The sequence below is a fragment of the Pseudomonas sp. 102515 genome, assembly GCF_031085165.1.
Lineage (GTDB): Bacteria > Pseudomonadota > Gammaproteobacteria > Pseudomonadales > Pseudomonadaceae > Chryseomonas.
This window is the reverse complement of record NZ_JAVHTY010000004.1, coordinates 25,772-40,524: the sequence shown is the minus strand read 5'-3', so window position 1 is coordinate 40,524 and position 14,753 is coordinate 25,772. Positions and strand designations below refer to the sequence as shown.

Here is a 14,753-nt window from a genome sequence, read left to right as displayed (position 1 = left end):
GCGCCTAGGGCGCGAGGGCGGCGCACCAGGCCTCGCCGTGAACGCCATGACTAGTCAGGCGCAGATCACGGCCGTCGGCGCGTGGCGTAATGGTAATGTCCAGGTCCGGCTTTGGCAAAAAGCCCTGACCGCGCTCGGGCCATTCCACCAGGCACAAGGCCTCGGGTGTGAAGTAGTCACGAATCCCCATGAATTCCAGTTCTTCCGGATCGGCCAGGCGGTAGAGGTCGAAATGGTAGACCGTACCACTGGCCAGGTCGTAGGGCTCGACCAGGGTGAAGGTGGGACTCTTCACCGCTCCGGCATGGCCGAGACCGCGCAGGATGCCGCGCGACAGGGTGGTCTTGCCGGCACCCAGATCACCGTGCAGATAGAGCACGCCACGACCGCCGCTGGCCTGGGCCAGGCGGGCACCCAGGGCATACATGGCGTCTTCGTCGGCGGCGTGCAGGGTCAGTTCAGGCATGGTTGGAGTTCCTCGAGCAACTGGCGGGCGACCGGGGGCAGATCGCTGGCGGCGAGACCGCGGCCCTGACGACCCAGCTCGGCGCCGGCACGGCCGTGCAGCCAGGCGCCCAGGCAGGCAGCCTCGAAGGGGGCCAGCCCCTGCCCCAGCAGGGCGGCGATGATACCGGTGAGGATGTCCCCCAGGCCACCGGTAGCCATCGCCGGATGCCCCTCGCCGCACAGCGCCATGCGGCCGTCCGGATGGGCGATCAGGGTACCGAAGCCCTTGAGCAGCGCCACGCCCTCGTAGCGCCGCGCCAGTTCGCGGACACTGCCGGGGCGATCGGCTTCGATGTCCTTGATCGAGACCTCCAGCAGCCGCGCCGCCTCGCCCGGATGGGGCGTCATCACCCAGGGCCCGCGCGGCGCCTCGACCACGCCGGCGGCCAGCAGATTGAGGGCATCGGCATCCCAGACCTGGGCTGTGTCCAGCGTCGCGGCGGCACTGGCCAGCGCCTTGCCCCAGGCGCCCTGCCCCAGGCCCGGCCCGACCGCGAGCACATCGGCCTTCTTGGCCAGCTCCAGCACGGCGAAACTGGAATGCACCCCGGCGACCATGACCTCTGGCCGCCGCGCCAGCACCGCGGTGACGTTGGACGGCCGGGTCGCCAGGCTGAGCATGCCGGCGCCGCAGCGCAGCGCCGCCTCGCTGGTCATGATGGCCGCGCCACCGGTGCCCTCGTCGCCGCCGATCACCAGCAGATGACCGTATTGCCCTTTATGCGCACCGAGCGGGCGCGCCGCCAGACGCGGCAGGTTGCCGGGCGCCAGGCGCTGGGCGGTGGCGTGGGCGGGATTCTGCGGTTCCTCCATCAGCGGCTCGAACACCAGACTGCCGACGTGATCCGGCCCCTTGCCGGTGAACAGTCCGAGCTTGAGGCCGATGAAGGTGATGGTCAGATCGGCGCGCACCACGGCGCCCGCCGCGGCGCCGGTGTCGGCATCCAGCCCGGAGGGGATGTCGATGGCCACCACCGGCAATTCGCTGGCGTTGATCCGCTCGATGGCCGCGGCATAGGGCTCGCGTGCGGCGCCCTTGAGTCCGGTGCCCAGCAGGGCATCGACCACCAGCCCCTCCAGCGGGGCGTCCGCGCGCCAGGGCTGGATGTCCACGCCGGCGGCCAGGGCCTCGGCATGGGCCAGGGCGGCATCGCCCTGGAGTCCGGCCGGTTCGGCCAGGTGCCAGACCCGCGCCTGCCAGCCGGCCTTGCGCGCCAGACTGGCGACCAGATAGCCGTCGCCGGCATTGTTGCCACCGCCGGCCAGCACGCAGAGGGCGCCGGCATGGGGCCAGCCGTGGCGCAATGACCGCCAGGCCGCGGCCGCCGCGCGTCTCATCAACTCGAGACCGGGCAGACCGCCGGCGATCAGCTGGGCGTCGAGATCCCGCACCTGCTGGGCGCTGTAGAGCTGGAACGGCAGTTCGTCGTGCATGCTGGGAAAGCCTCCGGAGTCTGGCAAAATAGGCGGCCCTCCTGCCTGCGCGTTCCCATCGATGTCCGCTGTCGCTCTCGATCTCGCCGCCCTGGCCGACCTCATCAAGACCTGGGGCCGGGAATTGGGCTTTCAACAGACCGGCATCGCCGGGCTGGATCTGGCACGTCACGAGGAACATCTGGAGCGCTGGCTGGCCGCCGGTTTCCACGGCGAGATGGACTATATGGCCGCGCACGGCAGCAAACGTTCGCGACCGGCCGAACTGGTCCCGGGCACCCTGAGGGTGATTTCCCTGCGCATGGATTACCTGCCCGGCGATACCCGCATGAGCGAGCGCCTGGCCGACGGCACGGCGGCCTACGTCTCGCGCTACGCCCTGGGCCGCGACTATCACAAGCTGATCCGCAAGCGCCTGCAGCACCTCGCCGAGCGCATCCAGGGCGAGATCGGCCCCTTCGGCTATCGCGCCTTCGTCGACAGCGCGCCGGTGCTGGAAAAGGCCATCGCCGAACAGGCCGGCCTGGGCTGGATCGGCAAGAACACCCTGGTGCTCAATCGCAAGGCCGGCAGCTGGTTCTTTCTCGGTGAACTCTTCGTCGACGTGCCGCTGCCGGTGGACGAACCCACCCCGCGCGACCACTGCGGCACCTGTCGCGCCTGCCTGGACATCTGCCCGACCCAGGCCTTCGTCGGCCCTTATCAGCTCGACGCCCGGCGCTGCATTTCCTACCTGACCATCGAGTTCAAGGGCAGCATTCCGCCGGAGCTGCGCCCCTTGATCGGCAATCGGGTCTTCGGCTGCGACGACTGCCAGCTGGTCTGCCCCTGGAACCGCTTCGCCAAGCCCACCGCCGAAGGCGATTTCCAACCGCGCCATAGCCTGGACAGCGCCAGCCTGGCCGAGCTCTTCCGCTGGACCGAAGCCGAATTCCTCAGCCGCACCGAAGGCTCGCCGCTCCGCCGCGCCGGCTACGAACGCTGGCTGCGCAACCTGGCCGTGGGCCTGGGCAATGCACCGACCAGTATCCCGGTACTGGAAGCCCTGAAGCTGCAGCGCGAACATCCCTCGCCCCTGGTACGCGAGCACGTGGAGTGGGCGCTGCAGCGACACGGCGCGGTCTGAGCGGCGGCCTAGGCGCTCAGGGCCCTACCATGGTGCAGGGGATCGGCGCTTTCGCCCCTCGCGCAGGCGCCCTCGGTCGCGCCGCCTGCGTCCAGGCCGATGATGACGCTGCCCGAGCCGCCGATTACCACGCCGCCATGGCTCGTGGCACTGCCGAGCACCGCTGCAGGCCGGCCGTTGATCAGGACGTTGGGGATGACCGCGCCGCTCAGGACCGCGCCACAGCCGCAGGCATGGCCGAGGGTGACGGCGGGCAGGCCATCGAAAGCGACATCGGGGGAGCCCTGGATCAGGGCGGTGGTACCGCATTTGGGGCAGGCGACGGCGTCGCCCGGGCGAGCAGCAGGCTTTCCAGACATGACCGGTATCCCTATCGGCCACCGGGGGCTGGTACGTGCCGCACAAAAGCCTCTGGGACAACTCTTTCAGCGCCATACCGCGCAATACGTCACTGCCTTAGCCGTGGGGATCGTCCGGATAGGTGAAGGTCGGCATCCGCCAGTTGAATCTCAACGCCAGCAGGCGCAGCAGCAACCCCGCGGCCAGGGTGATGAGCAGCGCCTGCTCTTCGCCGAGCCAAGGGCGGCAGAGCAGGTAGCAGCCGGCGGAGAGTACCGCCACGCTGGCATAGAGTTCGCGCCTGAGGATCAGAGGTACGTCGTTGCAGAGGATGTCGCGCAGGATGCCGCCACAGGTGCCGGTCAGGGTCCCACTGACGATGACGATGGCCGGACTCAGGCCCATCTCCAGGGCCACCTGGCAGCCGATCACGGTAAAGGCCACCAGGCCCAGGGCGTCGAGCACCAGGAACAGCCGGCGCAGGTAGCGCATGACCCGCGCGATGGCTACGGTGGCGAGGCCCGCGCCAACGGTGAGCGCGAGGTACTCCGGGTGCTTTACCCAGCCCAGCGGATAGTGTCCCAGCAGGACATCACGCACCGAGCCGCCACCGAGGGCGGTGACGCTGGCGATCAGCGCCACGCCGAACAGGTCCATGCCGCGGCGCCCAGCGGACAGGGCGCCGGTCATGGCCTCGGCGGTGATGGCGACTAGGTAGAGGATGGACAGCAGCACGGACGGGTGGCCGTCAGACCTTGATGAAGTGCTCGCGGTAGTGCCGCAGCTCGGCGATGGAATCGCGGATGTCGTCCAGCGCCAGGTGGCTGCCGCACTTCTTCACGCCGTCACGCACATGGGGCGCCCAGCGCGCGGCCAGTTCCTTGAGGGTGGAGACGTCCAGGTTGCGGTAGTGGAAATAGGCTTCCAGCTCCGGCATGCGACGATAGAGGAAGCGGCGATCCTGGCAGATGCTGTTGCCGCAGATCGGCGACTTGCCCTTGGGCACCCACTGCTGCAGGAATTCCAGGGTCAGGGCCTCGGCCTGGGCGGTGTCGACGGTGCTCTCGCGCACCCGCTGGGTCAGCCCCGAGCCACCGTGCTGACGGGTATTCCACTCGTCCATGCCAGCCAGGATCTCGTCCGACTGATGGATGGCCAGCACCGGGCCTTCGGCCAGCACATTGAGGTCGCTGTCGGTGACGATGGTGGCCATCTCGATGATCACGTCCCGATCCGGATCCAGGCCGGTCATTTCCAGGTCGATCCAGATCAGGTGCTGCGGATTGGGGGCGGTCATGGTGAACTCCTTGATGATGGCACCAGTGTAGCAGCGCGCCTGCCGCGCACCTACCGGCGCCAGAGCAGCAGCCGGCTGCCACGCAGGTCGCCTACCTCCAGCACCCTGTCCGCCGGCTGGCCGGGAATCTCGAAGGTGTTGCTGACCAGCCAGCTGCCGGCGCGCTGCTCCGTGCGGGCCTTGTCGCCCAGGCGTGGCATGGGCGCCGGCGAGAGAAAGCAGTAGACGACATCGAATTCGCCCAGCTCCACCCGCCAGAGATCGCGATAGCGCACCTGACAGTTGCGCCGTGGCAGGCAGCGCAGCCAGGCCAGGGCGAAACTCAGCGGCGCCGTCTCCACGCCAACGAAGGTGGCCTGGGGAAAGCGCCGGGACAGCTCGACCAGGGTATCGCCCAGGCCGCAGCCCAGGTCGACGAAGCGAAAGGTCGGCTCGCGCTCGGCGAGCAGTTCGGCCAGCCGCTCGCGGGTCTGGCGGCCGGTAAGGTAGAGCGGTACCCGCTCGCGCAGGCTGTTCCAGTTCAGCAGCAGGAGCAGCAGGAAGCCGAGTGCGGCGATGCCCGCCGAGAGTCCGCGACCGCTGACCAGGTAGAGCGCCGGGACAAACAGCAGATTGATGAACGCCCACCAGCGGGCGAGCCCCAGCAGCTCGCCCAACAGGGCCGCCAGTACCGCCTGCAGGCAGACCAGCGCCAGCAGCGAGGGGCGCTGGCCGGCGAAGCCGGCCCACAGGCGAATGCCGACGACGGCGACCACCAGGGCGGCCAGTTGCACCAGCACGGCCAGCAACAGCGGATAGCGCGAGGCGAGATGGGCCAGCATGGAGGCTCCGGAGCGACGAGGTACGCCAAGTTTAGGTAATCCGCGAGAGGCGGCCAATGCTAGACTCAGCGGTCCTGAAACCCGCGGATATCCCATGGCCAAACGCCACCTGACCCGTCGCCAGAGCTGGCGGATCGAGAAAATCCAGACCGAACGCGCCGCTCGCGCGGAAAAGCGCGAATCCAAGCTGATCGACGAACTCGAAGGCGGCGATCTGGGACCGGAGCAACAAGGCCTGGTGATCGCCCACTTCGGTGTCCAGGTGGAGGTCGAGGATGACGAAGGCCAGCTGCAGCGCTGTCACCTGCGCGCCAACCTGCCGACCCTGGTCACCGGCGACCGGGTGGTATTTCGTCCCAGCCTCCAGAGCAACGGCGTCATCGTCGCCCAGTTGCCGCGCCGTTCGGAGATCTGCCGGCCGGACATGCGCGGCCTGCTCAAGCCGGTGGCGGCCAACGTCGACCGCCTGGTGATCGTCTTCGCCCCGCTACCCACGCCTCACGCCAATCTCATCGACCGCTACCTGGTGGCCGCCGAGCATGCCGGCATCCAGCCGCTGCTGCTGCTCAACAAGGCCGACCTGATCGACGCGCACAACGGCCCGGCGCTGGACGAACTGCTGGGCGTCTACCGCGAGCTGGACTATCCGCTGCTGGAGGTCTCGGCCCACAACGGCCTGAGCATGGACCAGCTCAAGAGCGAGCTGGACGAGCACGTCAGTGTCTTCGTCGGTCAATCGGGGGTGGGCAAGTCATCGCTGGTGAATGCCCTGTTGCCGGGCGTCGATACCCGCGTCGGGCCGCTGTCCGAGCTGACCAACAAGGGCACCCACACCACCACCACCGCCCGGCTCTTCCACTTTCCCGATGGCGGCGATCTGATCGACTCGCCCGGCATCCGCGAATTCGGCCTCAGCCACGTCAGCCGTGACGACGTCGAAGCCGGCTTCAAGGAATTCGGCGACTACCTCGGCCACTGCCGTTTCCGCGACTGCAAGCACGAGCGCGAGCCTGGCTGTGCCCTGCTCGCCGCCCTGGAGCGCGGTGACATCCATCCGCAGCGGATGGCCAGTTACCGGCATATCCTGGCCAGCCTCGAAGGCGAGTCACGCTACTAAGCACAACGCCGGGCAAGCCCGGCGTTTTCTTGTATCAGTCAACGACCATCAGCCAAAGACGCGGAAGCGCTCGGCATCGTCCATGAAGCCCTTCTCGGGGAAGTCGCCCTCGTTGGAGCCGAAGGGCATCTGGGCGCGCAGGTGCCAGGTCTCCGGCAGCTTCCACTCGGCAGCGGCCAGGGCGTCGGGCAGCGGATTGTAGTGCTGCAGGCTGGCGCCGATGCCGGCATTGGCCAGGGCCGTCCACACCGAGAACTGGGCGATGCCGCTGGCCTGCTCCGACCAGATGGGGAAGTTGTCGGCGTAGGCCGGATACTTGTCCTGCAGGCCGGCAACGACATGCCGATCCTCATAGAACAGCACGGTGCCGGCGCCGGCCGCGAAGCTGTTGATCTTGCCTTCGGTGGCGGTGAAGGCGTCGGCCGGCACGATCTGCCGCAGCGCCTGCATGACGAAGCCCCAGAACTTGTCGCTCTCGGCGCCGAACAGGATCACCGCGCGCGAGCTCTGCGAGTTGAAGGCGGAAGGCGACAGCTTGACCGCGTCCTGGATCAGCGCGGTGACCTGGTCCTGGGCCAGCGGTAGATTCTTGCCCAACGCATACTGGCTGCGGCGGCGCTTGATGGTGTCGATAAAGGCGTTGTTCATCGGAAAGCTCCTGCAAGGGAATCGGAGATCGGGAGACCGCGCGCCAGGGCGCAAGGTGCCCGATCCGGCATGAAACCCCTGCAGCTTAACCAGCCCTGCGCAGGCCAACGGACGAAAAAACCGAACGCTAGCAGCGAATTTTCCTATCGATCACCGCGGCCGTTCAGGGCTTGCCCTGGATGACGCCGGCATCGAAGGCATTGACCTGCTGCTTGAAGGCCGCGTTGTTGATGGGTTGCGCCAGGTTGCCGGTGGCGCTGACGCCACCACTGGAGACCCCGCTCCGGCCCGCCGCCGGTGCGGCGCCAGCCGCGGGCTTGGGCGCCTGGTTGCCGCCGGCGCGGCCTTCGATGGCCTGCTGGGCCTTCTTGGTCAGCACGATGATGTCGATGCGGCGGTTGACCGGATTGAGCGGATGCTCGCGATCGAAGGGTGCCGAAGAGGCATAGCCGACGATCCGCGCCACCTGGTCTTCCGGATAGCCACCGGCCACCAGCGCCCGACGTGCGGCGTTGGCGCGGCCGGCGGACAACTCCCAGTTGCTGAAGTCGCCCTTGCCGTTGTAGCGCGCCGCGTCGGTATGGCCGCTGATGCTGATCTTGTTCGGCACCTGGCGGATGGTGTCGGCCATGGCCAGCAGGATGTCCTCGAAATAGGACTTCAGCCGCGGACTGCCGGAGTCGAACATCGGCCGGTTGTCGGCATCGACGATCTGGATGCGCAGGCCGTCCTGGGTGATTTCCAGCAGGATCTGGTCCTTGAATTTCTGCAATTCCGGATTCTGCTCGATCTTGTTCTGCAGCTCCTGCAGCAACAGCTCCAGGCGCTCCTTGTCGACCTGCTCGGCGAGCTTTTCCGCCTGGCTCGGATCCATCTTCGCCTGGCTGGCATCCTTCTGCTGCTGGGCGGCGTCGTTGGGCTGGCGCTTGTCGGACGGATCGGGCGCCTGGGTCGGGTCGGGCGTGACGCGGTTGGAGTCGTTGGGGTCGGCGCGTTCCTGCATGTCCGGATTGACCTTGTTCTGGGTCGAATCCGGCTGCGCCTGGATCTCGGGATTCAGGGTGCGGTCAGGCGCCGGCGTCGGGGTGCCGCCCAGGTCGATGACATAGGGGCTGGCACTTTCGGTGAAGCCGATCGGATCCTGGAAGTAGCCGGCGATGGCCTTCTTCTGCTCCGGGGTGGCCGAGGACATCAGCCAGAGCACCAGGAAGAACGCCATCATGGCGGTGGCGAAGTCGGCGAAGGCGATCTTCCAGGCGCCGCCGTGGTGGCCGGCGGCGCTCTTCTTGATGCGCTTGACGATGATCGGCTGGTTGTTGTCCATCAGCTGCCCCGCATCGCCTGCTCGAGCTCACTGAAGGACGGCCGGTGCGCCGGGAACAGCACCTTGCGGCCGAACTCCACGGCGACGGTGGGCGGCATGCCGCTGGCAGCGGCGACCAGGCAGGCCTTGATGGCCTCCAGCACATTGAGTTCTTCCTTGGCGTCGTGCTCCAGGCAGGTCGCCAGGGGACCGAAGAAGCCGTAGGCGGCGAGAATACCGAGGAAGGTACCCACCAGGGCGGCGCCGACGTGGCCACCGATGGCCGCCTGGTCACCCTCGCCGAGCATGCCCATGGTGATCACGATGCCCAGCACCGCGGCGACGATGCCGAAGCCGGGCAGGCCGTCGGCGACCCGCGATACCGCGTGGGACGGATGCTCCAGCTCTTCCTTGATACCGGCCAGCTCCATGTCGAACAGGCCTTCCAGCTCGTGGGGGGCCATGTTGCCGGAGGACATCAGCCGCAGGTAGTCGGCGACGTAGGCGGTCATCCGCTCATCCTTGAGGATGTTCGGGTACTTGCTGAAGATCGGACTGGCCTTGGGATCCTCCACGTCCGCCTCGATGGACATCATGCCCTCGCGGCGGCTCTTGTTGAGGATCTCGTAGAGCAGCTTGAGCACGTCCAGGTAGAAGGCGTGGGTGAAGCGATTGCCGAACATCTTCAGCGACTTCTTGAACACCTGCATGAAGGTGCTGCCCGGGTTGGCCTGCAGGAAGGCCCCCAGGGCGGCACCGCCGATGATCAGGACCTCGAGCGGCTGGATGATCGCGGCGATCTTGCCATGCGCGAGGATGTAGCCGCCGAGGACAGCCGCGAATATCACGATGATGCCGATGATTTTTGCCATGGTTGGGAATACTGTGTGCTAAGGAAAATTGAGCCGAGGATCTGCCCTCACGTCCCCTTTATCGGACCCGGCGCCCCGGACTGAAGGCCTTTCATCAAATTTCAAGGCGACCGTCGTATGTCCAGCCGCCCGAACACCGTCGAAGACTGGGTCAAACACCTGGAAGGCGTGCGCCTGCCGGTGGCCACCGCCACCGCGGAGCGTCTGCGCCGAGCCCTGGCCGATGGCCGTCTCACGTTGCATGAGATCGCCGAACGGCTCTGCGAGTCCCCCCCCCTGGCGCTGGCCCTGCTGCGCGAGGCCAATCGCGGCCATGCCAGCCTCGGCGATCCGGCCGCCAGTCTGGAGGCCGTGCTCGGCCGCGTCGGTCTCGGGCCGGCGGAGTACCTGATCGCCCGCCAGCCGACCCTGTCCGAGGAGCGCCTGCCGCGTCCGCTGCGACAGCTGTGCCTGGTCAGCCAGCACGCCATGACCCTGGGGCTGGGCCTGTTCGGCGTGCCCCTGGCGCGGCTGTGGCCGGACATCCGCCTGGCCGCCCTGCTCTTTCTGGCGCCGCTCTGGCCGCTGGCGACCCGCTATCCGGAACTCTTCGAGGAATGGGAGCGGCGGGTGCTGGGCGAGGGCGAACCGGCGCTCAGGGTCGAGCGCGAGCTGCTCGGCGTGCCGGCGATCCGCCTGTGCCAGGCGCTGGCCCGCCACTGGCAACTGCCCGAATGGATCGTGGAGGGCTATCGCCTGCTGGACCAGGATCGCCGGCAGCTGGTCAGGGCGCTGCACATCGCCCATGGCGACGATCCCCTCGAACAGCAGCAGCGCCTCGACGACGACCCCGATCTGCGGCGCTGGCTGACCCATCCCGGCAACACCATCCTGCTGGCCAACGGGCTGGCCCTGGCCAGCCACCATGCCTGGGACGGCCCCCACACCCTGCGCTGGCAGCGTTTCAGCGCCCTCTACCTGCAACTGCCGCTGGCGCGGGTGCAGAGTCGCAGCCATGAACTGGCGGTGCAGGATGCCCAGCGCCATGCCCGGCCCGGCCTCTGGCACCCGGCCGAAGGCCTGGTCTGGCCACCGGGCGAACGGCGCCTCAAGCCGGTGCCCCGGGTGCAGGTCGCCAGCGAGAGTCAGGCCCAGCGCTGGCGCGGACTCTGCGAGCAGCTGCTGCACACGCCCAGCGCCTTCGCCACCCTGCCCCAGCTGTTCGATTGCGCCCGCCATGCGCTGGTGACCTGCGGCCTGCCGCGGCTGCTGCTGCTGACCCCGGATCGCAACGGCCAGAAGGGCAATGTCCAGCTGCACCATGGCCTGGACGACGCCCCCGGTCTGCAACTGGACATCGCCAGCCACCCGCTGCTGGCCACGCTGTTCGGCAGCCCCGGCCAGCTGCGCATCGATGACGGCAACCGAGCGCGCTTCGCGCCGCACCTGCCCGCCGATCTGCGCCGGCTGTTCAGCAACGAACGGCTGTGGCTGCGCAGCCTGGGCTTTGGCGAGCGGGTGGTGCTGCTGGCGATCCTGGACAGCGAACTGCAGCCGGCGGATCCCCGTCGGACCGCGGCGCTGGACAAGACCTTCACCTGCATCGAGCGCGCCATCGGCACCTTCGCCAATCGTCCACGGGTACGACCGACCTGACGCTGGCCGGTCAACCTCGGTACACTTCACCTTTGCTACGGACCGACGGGAAATCCGCGATGCCCTTTTCCGCCCTGCCCCTGGTGATCGAACCGGCCGATCTCGCGGCGCGCCTGGATGCGCCCGAACTCATCCTGGTGGATCTCTGCAGCGCTGCCCACTATGCCGAGGGCCATCTGCCCGGCGCGCGCCATGTCGCGCCCGCCCGTACCCAGCTGGGCAGCAAGCCGGCGCCCGGTCTGCTACCGACCCAGGCGGACCTGGAGCAGCTGTTCGGCGAACTGGGCCAGCGCGACGAGGCCGTCTACGTGGTCTATGACGACGAAGGCGGCGGCTGGGCCGGACGCTTCATCTGGCTGCTCGATGTCATCGGGCACCGTCACTATCACTACCTCAACGGCGGTCGCCAGGGCTGGATCGCCGCCGGCCTGCCGCTGAGCATCGCGGTGCCCGCGCCGGCCGGAGCACCGGTCGCCCTGACCCTGCACGAGGAGCCGACCGCCAGCCGCGCCTATCTGCAAAGCCGGCTGGGCGCCGACGACCTGGCCATCTGGGATGCCCGCGGCGCCGATGAATACCGTGGCGAAAAGGTGCTGACCGCCCGCGGTGGCCATATCCCCGGAGCGATCAACTTCGAGTGGACCGCTGGCATGGATCGCGAGCGCCAGTTGCGCATCCGCGAGGACCTGGCCGCCGAACTCGAACGCCTGGGCATCACCCGCGACAAGGAAATCATCACCCACTGCCAGACCCATCACCGATCCGGCTTCACCTACCTCGCGGCCAAGGCCCTGGGCTATCCGCGGGTCAAAGCCTATGCCGGCTCCTGGGGCGAATGGGGCAACCACGCCGATACCCCCATCGAATGACTGCCAAGGACCTCCCATGAAACTGCAAGACCGACTGTTCATCCTCGCCCAGCACCTGCTGCCGCACCATCTGCTGTCGCGGCTGATCGGCGGCTTCGCCGAGTGCCGGGCGCCCTGGTTCAAGAACCTGCTGACCCGCTGGTTCGTGCGTCACTATGACGTCGACATGCGCCAGGCCCAGGTGGAAGATCCCACCGCCTACGAGAACTTCAACGCCTTCTTCACCCGCGCCCTCAAGCCCGGCGCCCGCCCGCTGCCGGCCGAACCCGGCGTGGTGGTGAGCCCGAGCGACGGTGCCATCAGCCAGCTCGGTCGCATCGAGCACGGCCGCATCTTCCAGGCCAAGGGCCACAGCTACAGCCTGCTGGAGCTGCTCGGCGGCGACGGCCTGCGCGCCGCGCCCTTCATGGGCGGCCATTTCGCCACCATCTACCTGTCGCCCAAGGACTACCACCGGGTGCACATGCCGCTCACCGGCACCCTGAAGGAGATGGTCTATGTGCCCGGACGCATCTTCTCGGTCAACCAGCTCACCGCCGAGAACGTGCCCGAGCTGTTCGCTCGCAACGAGCGGGTGGTCTGCCTCTTCGATACCGCCGTGGGCCCCATGGCGGTCATCCTGGTCGGCGCCATGATCGTCGCCAGCATCGAGACGGTCTGGGCCGGCCTGGTCACGCCGCCGAAGCGCGAACTCAAGCGCTTCGCCTACGACGAGGCCGCGCGCGCGCCCATCACCCTGCGCACCGGCGACGAGCTGGGCCGCTTCAAGCTCGGCTCCACCGCCATCGTGTTGTTCGGCCCGGAAGCGGTGAACTGGTCCGCTGAACTCGGCGCCCTCTCCACCGTCAACATGGGGCAACTGTTGGGGGTTCCGACCACGCCGGCGCCCTTGACCACCGTTTCCGAGCCAGGGCCTCTCGCCTAGATGCGCGGTTCATTGCCCATCGAAACAGGAGTGTGCGCGGCGAATGGATAGCAAAAGGCCACAGCTCATGTTGCGGGTACCGACGCCCGATCAGCGCAGCCTGACGTTTTGTGATGCCACCCCGGCCGGCCTCAAGCGCTGGTTGGAGCACTTGCCGCGCGCCAAGCTGGGCGAATTCGCCCGGCTGCTCTATCAGGGCCTGCTGGAACTTAATCGGCTGATCCTGACGCCGGAAGCGCGTCTGCGCCTGCTCGAATCCCTGCGCCCGGACGTGCAGCGGGTCTGCCAACTGCTCGAACGCCATGTGCTCAACCAGGCCATCGTGCTCGACGAGCGCTCGCGCAAGGTGGCCAATCTCTGCCAGGCCCTGCAGAACCTGCTGGCGGCCGGCTACAAGCTGATCGTGGTCGAGGAAAGCGACCGTGGCGAACGCAGTACGCTCCTCGCGACCGCCATCCAGCGTGCCTTGCGCGCCCTGCTCGGGCCACTGATCCGCGCCGCCCAGCTCTATACCCCGGCTCATGACAACCTCTGGTTGGAGCTGCACCAGCTCTATCGAATCGCGGTGACCGCCGGCCTGCACAACCAGAGGATTCGCGATGAATTGCTGCCCGGCGACGGCAGCCAGACCATCACCCAGGCCTATGGCGCCGCCCTGCTGTTCGGCGCCGCGCGTTGCAACCAGTTGCGCCAGAGCCACATCGCCCAGCTGACGCTGCACCTGGACGACTGGGCCAGCCTGATCCGCCTGCAAGGTCCCGAGCAGAACGGCACCCTGATGGTGGTAGCGCCGCAGATCGACGCCCCGCCGCGCTATCGCTCACTGTTGCGCGAAGCCAATCTCAACGGTCTTCTCGGTCTCGCACCGCAGCAACTGGTGCAGGCCATCGAGGACTACCTGGCGCTGGCTCCGGAACAGCGGCCGCGTGCGCGCCTGCCGGTGCATGGCGATCTGTCCCTGGATCTGCTGCAACACCTGGTCGGGGCCTGGGGCCAGGAGGCGGATCGCGCCTTTCAGCGCATGCCCGGCCAGGGTCAGGTGCAGGTCTGCATCGGCATGAGCGCCCTGCACTACCAGCTCGCCGGTGGTCAGGTGTTCGCCGACACCCTGCGCCTGTCGACCGCGGCCGTGTCGGACGCCTTTACCCCCAAGCCCAAGGAAGACGTCTGGTCGCTGGCCTTCGATGCCGATACCCAGGCGCCCGATGCCCTGGACTGGAGCGCCGAGAATCTGGAAGAAATCCATTACGACGTCCTCCCCGGTGACGGCGACGCAGCCAGCCCGGCCTTTCCGATCCATGCGGTGCAGGTGGTCAACCACAGTCCGGGCGGCTATTGCCTGAGCTGGAGTGGCGAGGTGCCCGAGCAGCTGCAGGCCGGCGAATTGCTCGGCGTGCGCCTGCCCGAGGATCACAACTGGGGCCCGGCGGTGGTGCGCTGGGTACGCCAGGTGCCCGGCAGCGGTACCCAGATGGGCGTCGAACTGCTGGCGCCCACCGCGCGTCCCTGTGGGCTGCAGCTGCTGCGCAAGGCCGAGCAGAACAGTCAGTACCTGCGCGCCCTGCTCCTGCCGGAGATCAAGGCCATCGATCAGGCGCCGACGCTGATCGCGCCGCGACTGCCCTTCCAGGAAGGCAGCAAGGTGCAGATCAACCAGCAGGGCAACGAGCAGCGCGGCATGCTCGACCGGCGGCGCAGCATGACGGTCAGCTTCAGCGTCTTCGAATATCACCTGCTGGAACAGAGCGGCGCTCAGCCCAGCGGTGGTCCCGCCGGCGGTGGCGCTCGGCAGGAAGAAGACTTTGACTCGCTGTGGAAGTCTCTGTAGCTTCGATAAATCATCGTTATCGCCAGGGCGCG

The 14,753-nt window shown here is 67.8% G+C and carries 15 protein-coding genes; 6 read left to right on the top strand and 9 right to left on the bottom strand.

Annotated features, from left to right (window positions below):
• Nucleotides 1-4: 4 nt before the first annotated feature.
• Together tsaE and RCF34_RS15800 are read right to left on the bottom strand one after the other, a co-directional pair.
• Nucleotides 5-466 carry a tRNA (adenosine(37)-N6)-threonylcarbamoyltransferase complex ATPase subunit type 1 TsaE gene (tsaE, locus tag RCF34_RS15805; RefSeq protein ID WP_308709021.1) on the bottom strand — a complete coding sequence of 154 codons (462 nt, stop codon included), beginning with the start codon at nucleotides 464-466 and terminating at the stop codon, nucleotides 5-7.
• The gene (locus RCF34_RS15800) at nucleotides 454-1,941 is read right to left on the bottom strand and encodes an NAD(P)H-hydrate dehydratase (RefSeq protein WP_308709020.1); all 1,488 of its coding nucleotides are present in this window, start codon (nucleotides 1,939-1,941) and stop codon (nucleotides 454-456) included. Before RCF34_RS15800 ends, tsaE begins: the two co-directional genes overlap by 13 nt.
• Nucleotides 1,942-2,002: 61 nt before the next feature.
• On the opposite strand from RCF34_RS15800, the gene queG reads away from it, so the two are divergent.
• Nucleotides 2,003-3,067: a tRNA epoxyqueuosine(34) reductase QueG gene (gene queG, locus RCF34_RS15795; protein WP_308709019.1), complete on the top strand. Its 1,065-nt coding sequence runs from the start codon at nucleotides 2,003-2,005 to the stop codon at nucleotides 3,065-3,067.
• An 8-nt stretch (nucleotides 3,068-3,075) separates the two neighbouring features.
• Here queG and RCF34_RS15790 read toward each other — a convergent pair whose 3' ends face one another.
• From RCF34_RS15790 to RCF34_RS15775, 4 genes are all read right to left on the bottom strand, one after another.
• The gene (locus RCF34_RS15790; RefSeq protein ID WP_308709018.1) at nucleotides 3,076-3,426 is read right to left on the bottom strand and encodes a PAAR domain-containing protein; all 351 of its coding nucleotides are present in this window, start codon (nucleotides 3,424-3,426) and stop codon (nucleotides 3,076-3,078) included.
• Between the two features lie 97 nt (nucleotides 3,427-3,523).
• Nucleotides 3,524-4,138, bottom strand: coding sequence for a trimeric intracellular cation channel family protein (locus RCF34_RS15785; RefSeq protein ID WP_308709495.1), 615 nt, complete (start codon nucleotides 4,136-4,138; stop codon nucleotides 3,524-3,526).
• 16 nt (nucleotides 4,139-4,154) lie between these two features.
• Nucleotides 4,155-4,703 carry an oligoribonuclease gene (orn, locus tag RCF34_RS15780; protein WP_308709017.1) on the bottom strand — a complete coding sequence of 183 codons (549 nt, stop codon included), beginning with the start codon at nucleotides 4,701-4,703 and terminating at the stop codon, nucleotides 4,155-4,157.
• Nucleotides 4,704-4,753: 50 nt separating this feature from the next.
• Entirely contained in the window at nucleotides 4,754-5,524 is a 771-nt protein-coding gene (locus RCF34_RS15775; RefSeq protein WP_308709016.1) for a class I SAM-dependent methyltransferase, read from the bottom strand.
• A gap of 94 nt (nucleotides 5,525-5,618) precedes the next feature.
• On the opposite strand from RCF34_RS15775, the gene rsgA reads away from it, so the two are divergent.
• On the top strand, nucleotides 5,619-6,641 hold the full coding sequence (gene rsgA / locus RCF34_RS15770) for a small ribosomal subunit biogenesis GTPase RsgA (RefSeq protein ID WP_308709015.1): 1,023 nt from the start codon (nucleotides 5,619-5,621) through the stop codon (nucleotides 6,639-6,641).
• Between the two features lie 48 nt (nucleotides 6,642-6,689).
• Here rsgA and RCF34_RS15765 read toward each other — a convergent pair whose 3' ends face one another.
• From RCF34_RS15765 to motA, 3 genes are all read right to left on the bottom strand, one after another.
• Complete coding sequence (locus RCF34_RS15765; RefSeq protein ID WP_308709014.1) at nucleotides 6,690-7,289, bottom strand: nitroreductase family protein; 600 nt, start codon at nucleotides 7,287-7,289, stop codon at nucleotides 6,690-6,692.
• 163 nt (nucleotides 7,290-7,452) lie between these two features.
• Nucleotides 7,453-8,613: a flagellar motor protein MotB gene (locus RCF34_RS15760; protein WP_308709013.1), complete on the bottom strand. Its 1,161-nt coding sequence runs from the start codon at nucleotides 8,611-8,613 to the stop codon at nucleotides 7,453-7,455.
• Nucleotides 8,613-9,464, bottom strand: a complete 852-nt coding sequence (gene motA, locus RCF34_RS15755) for a flagellar motor stator protein MotA (protein WP_017642892.1) — start codon at nucleotides 9,462-9,464, stop codon at nucleotides 8,613-8,615. The genes RCF34_RS15760 and motA overlap by 1 nt, the downstream gene beginning before the upstream one ends.
• A gap of 117 nt (nucleotides 9,465-9,581) precedes the next feature.
• Here motA and RCF34_RS15750 point away from each other — a divergent pair, with 117 nt between their 5' ends.
• From RCF34_RS15750 to RCF34_RS15735, 4 genes are read left to right on the top strand one after another with little or no spacing between them, the layout of a single operon-like run.
• On the top strand, nucleotides 9,582-11,099 hold the full coding sequence (locus RCF34_RS15750) for an HDOD domain-containing protein (protein ID WP_308709011.1): 1,518 nt from the start codon (nucleotides 9,582-9,584) through the stop codon (nucleotides 11,097-11,099).
• 59 nt (nucleotides 11,100-11,158) lie between these two features.
• Entirely contained in the window at nucleotides 11,159-11,968 is an 810-nt protein-coding gene (locus RCF34_RS15745) for a rhodanese-like domain-containing protein (RefSeq protein WP_308709010.1), read from the top strand.
• A gap of 16 nt (nucleotides 11,969-11,984) precedes the next feature.
• The gene (gene asd, locus RCF34_RS15740; protein ID WP_308709009.1) at nucleotides 11,985-12,893 is read left to right on the top strand and encodes an archaetidylserine decarboxylase; all 909 of its coding nucleotides are present in this window, start codon (nucleotides 11,985-11,987) and stop codon (nucleotides 12,891-12,893) included.
• A 43-nt stretch (nucleotides 12,894-12,936) separates the two neighbouring features.
• A complete protein-coding gene (locus RCF34_RS15735) occupies nucleotides 12,937-14,721 on the top strand; it encodes a molecular chaperone (protein WP_374941200.1) in 1,785 nt (594 codons plus the stop codon).
• Nucleotides 14,722-14,753: the final 32 nt, after the last annotated feature.

Excerpts from the sequence above, each read along its gene's own strand:
- tsaE (WP_308709021.1), bottom strand. The coding sequence starts at position 466 with ATGCCTGAACTGACCCTGCACGCCGCCGACGAAGACGCCATGTATGCC.
- RCF34_RS15800 (WP_308709020.1), bottom strand. The coding sequence starts at position 1,941 with ATGCACGACGAACTGCCGTTCCAGCTCTACAGCGCCCAGCAGGTGCGG.
- queG (WP_308709019.1), top strand. The coding sequence starts at position 2,003 with ATGTCCGCTGTCGCTCTCGATCTCGCCGCCCTGGCCGACCTCATCAAG.
- RCF34_RS15790 (WP_308709018.1), bottom strand. The coding sequence starts at position 3,426 with ATGTCTGGAAAGCCTGCTGCTCGCCCGGGCGACGCCGTCGCCTGCCCC.
- orn (WP_308709017.1), bottom strand. The coding sequence starts at position 4,703 with ATGACCGCCCCCAATCCGCAGCACCTGATCTGGATCGACCTGGAAATG.
- RCF34_RS15775 (WP_308709016.1), bottom strand. The coding sequence starts at position 5,524 with ATGCTGGCCCATCTCGCCTCGCGCTATCCGCTGTTGCTGGCCGTGCTG.
- rsgA (WP_308709015.1), top strand. The coding sequence starts at position 5,619 with ATGGCCAAACGCCACCTGACCCGTCGCCAGAGCTGGCGGATCGAGAAA.
- RCF34_RS15765 (WP_308709014.1), bottom strand. The coding sequence starts at position 7,289 with ATGAACAACGCCTTTATCGACACCATCAAGCGCCGCCGCAGCCAGTAT.
- RCF34_RS15760 (WP_308709013.1), bottom strand. The coding sequence starts at position 8,613 with ATGGACAACAACCAGCCGATCATCGTCAAGCGCATCAAGAAGAGCGCC.
- motA (WP_017642892.1), bottom strand. The coding sequence starts at position 9,464 with ATGGCAAAAATCATCGGCATCATCGTGATATTCGCGGCTGTCCTCGGC.
- RCF34_RS15750 (WP_308709011.1), top strand. The coding sequence starts at position 9,582 with ATGTCCAGCCGCCCGAACACCGTCGAAGACTGGGTCAAACACCTGGAA.
- RCF34_RS15745 (WP_308709010.1), top strand. The coding sequence starts at position 11,159 with ATGCCCTTTTCCGCCCTGCCCCTGGTGATCGAACCGGCCGATCTCGCG.
- asd (WP_308709009.1), top strand. The coding sequence starts at position 11,985 with ATGAAACTGCAAGACCGACTGTTCATCCTCGCCCAGCACCTGCTGCCG.
- RCF34_RS15735 (WP_374941200.1), top strand. The coding sequence starts at position 12,937 with ATGGATAGCAAAAGGCCACAGCTCATGTTGCGGGTACCGACGCCCGAT.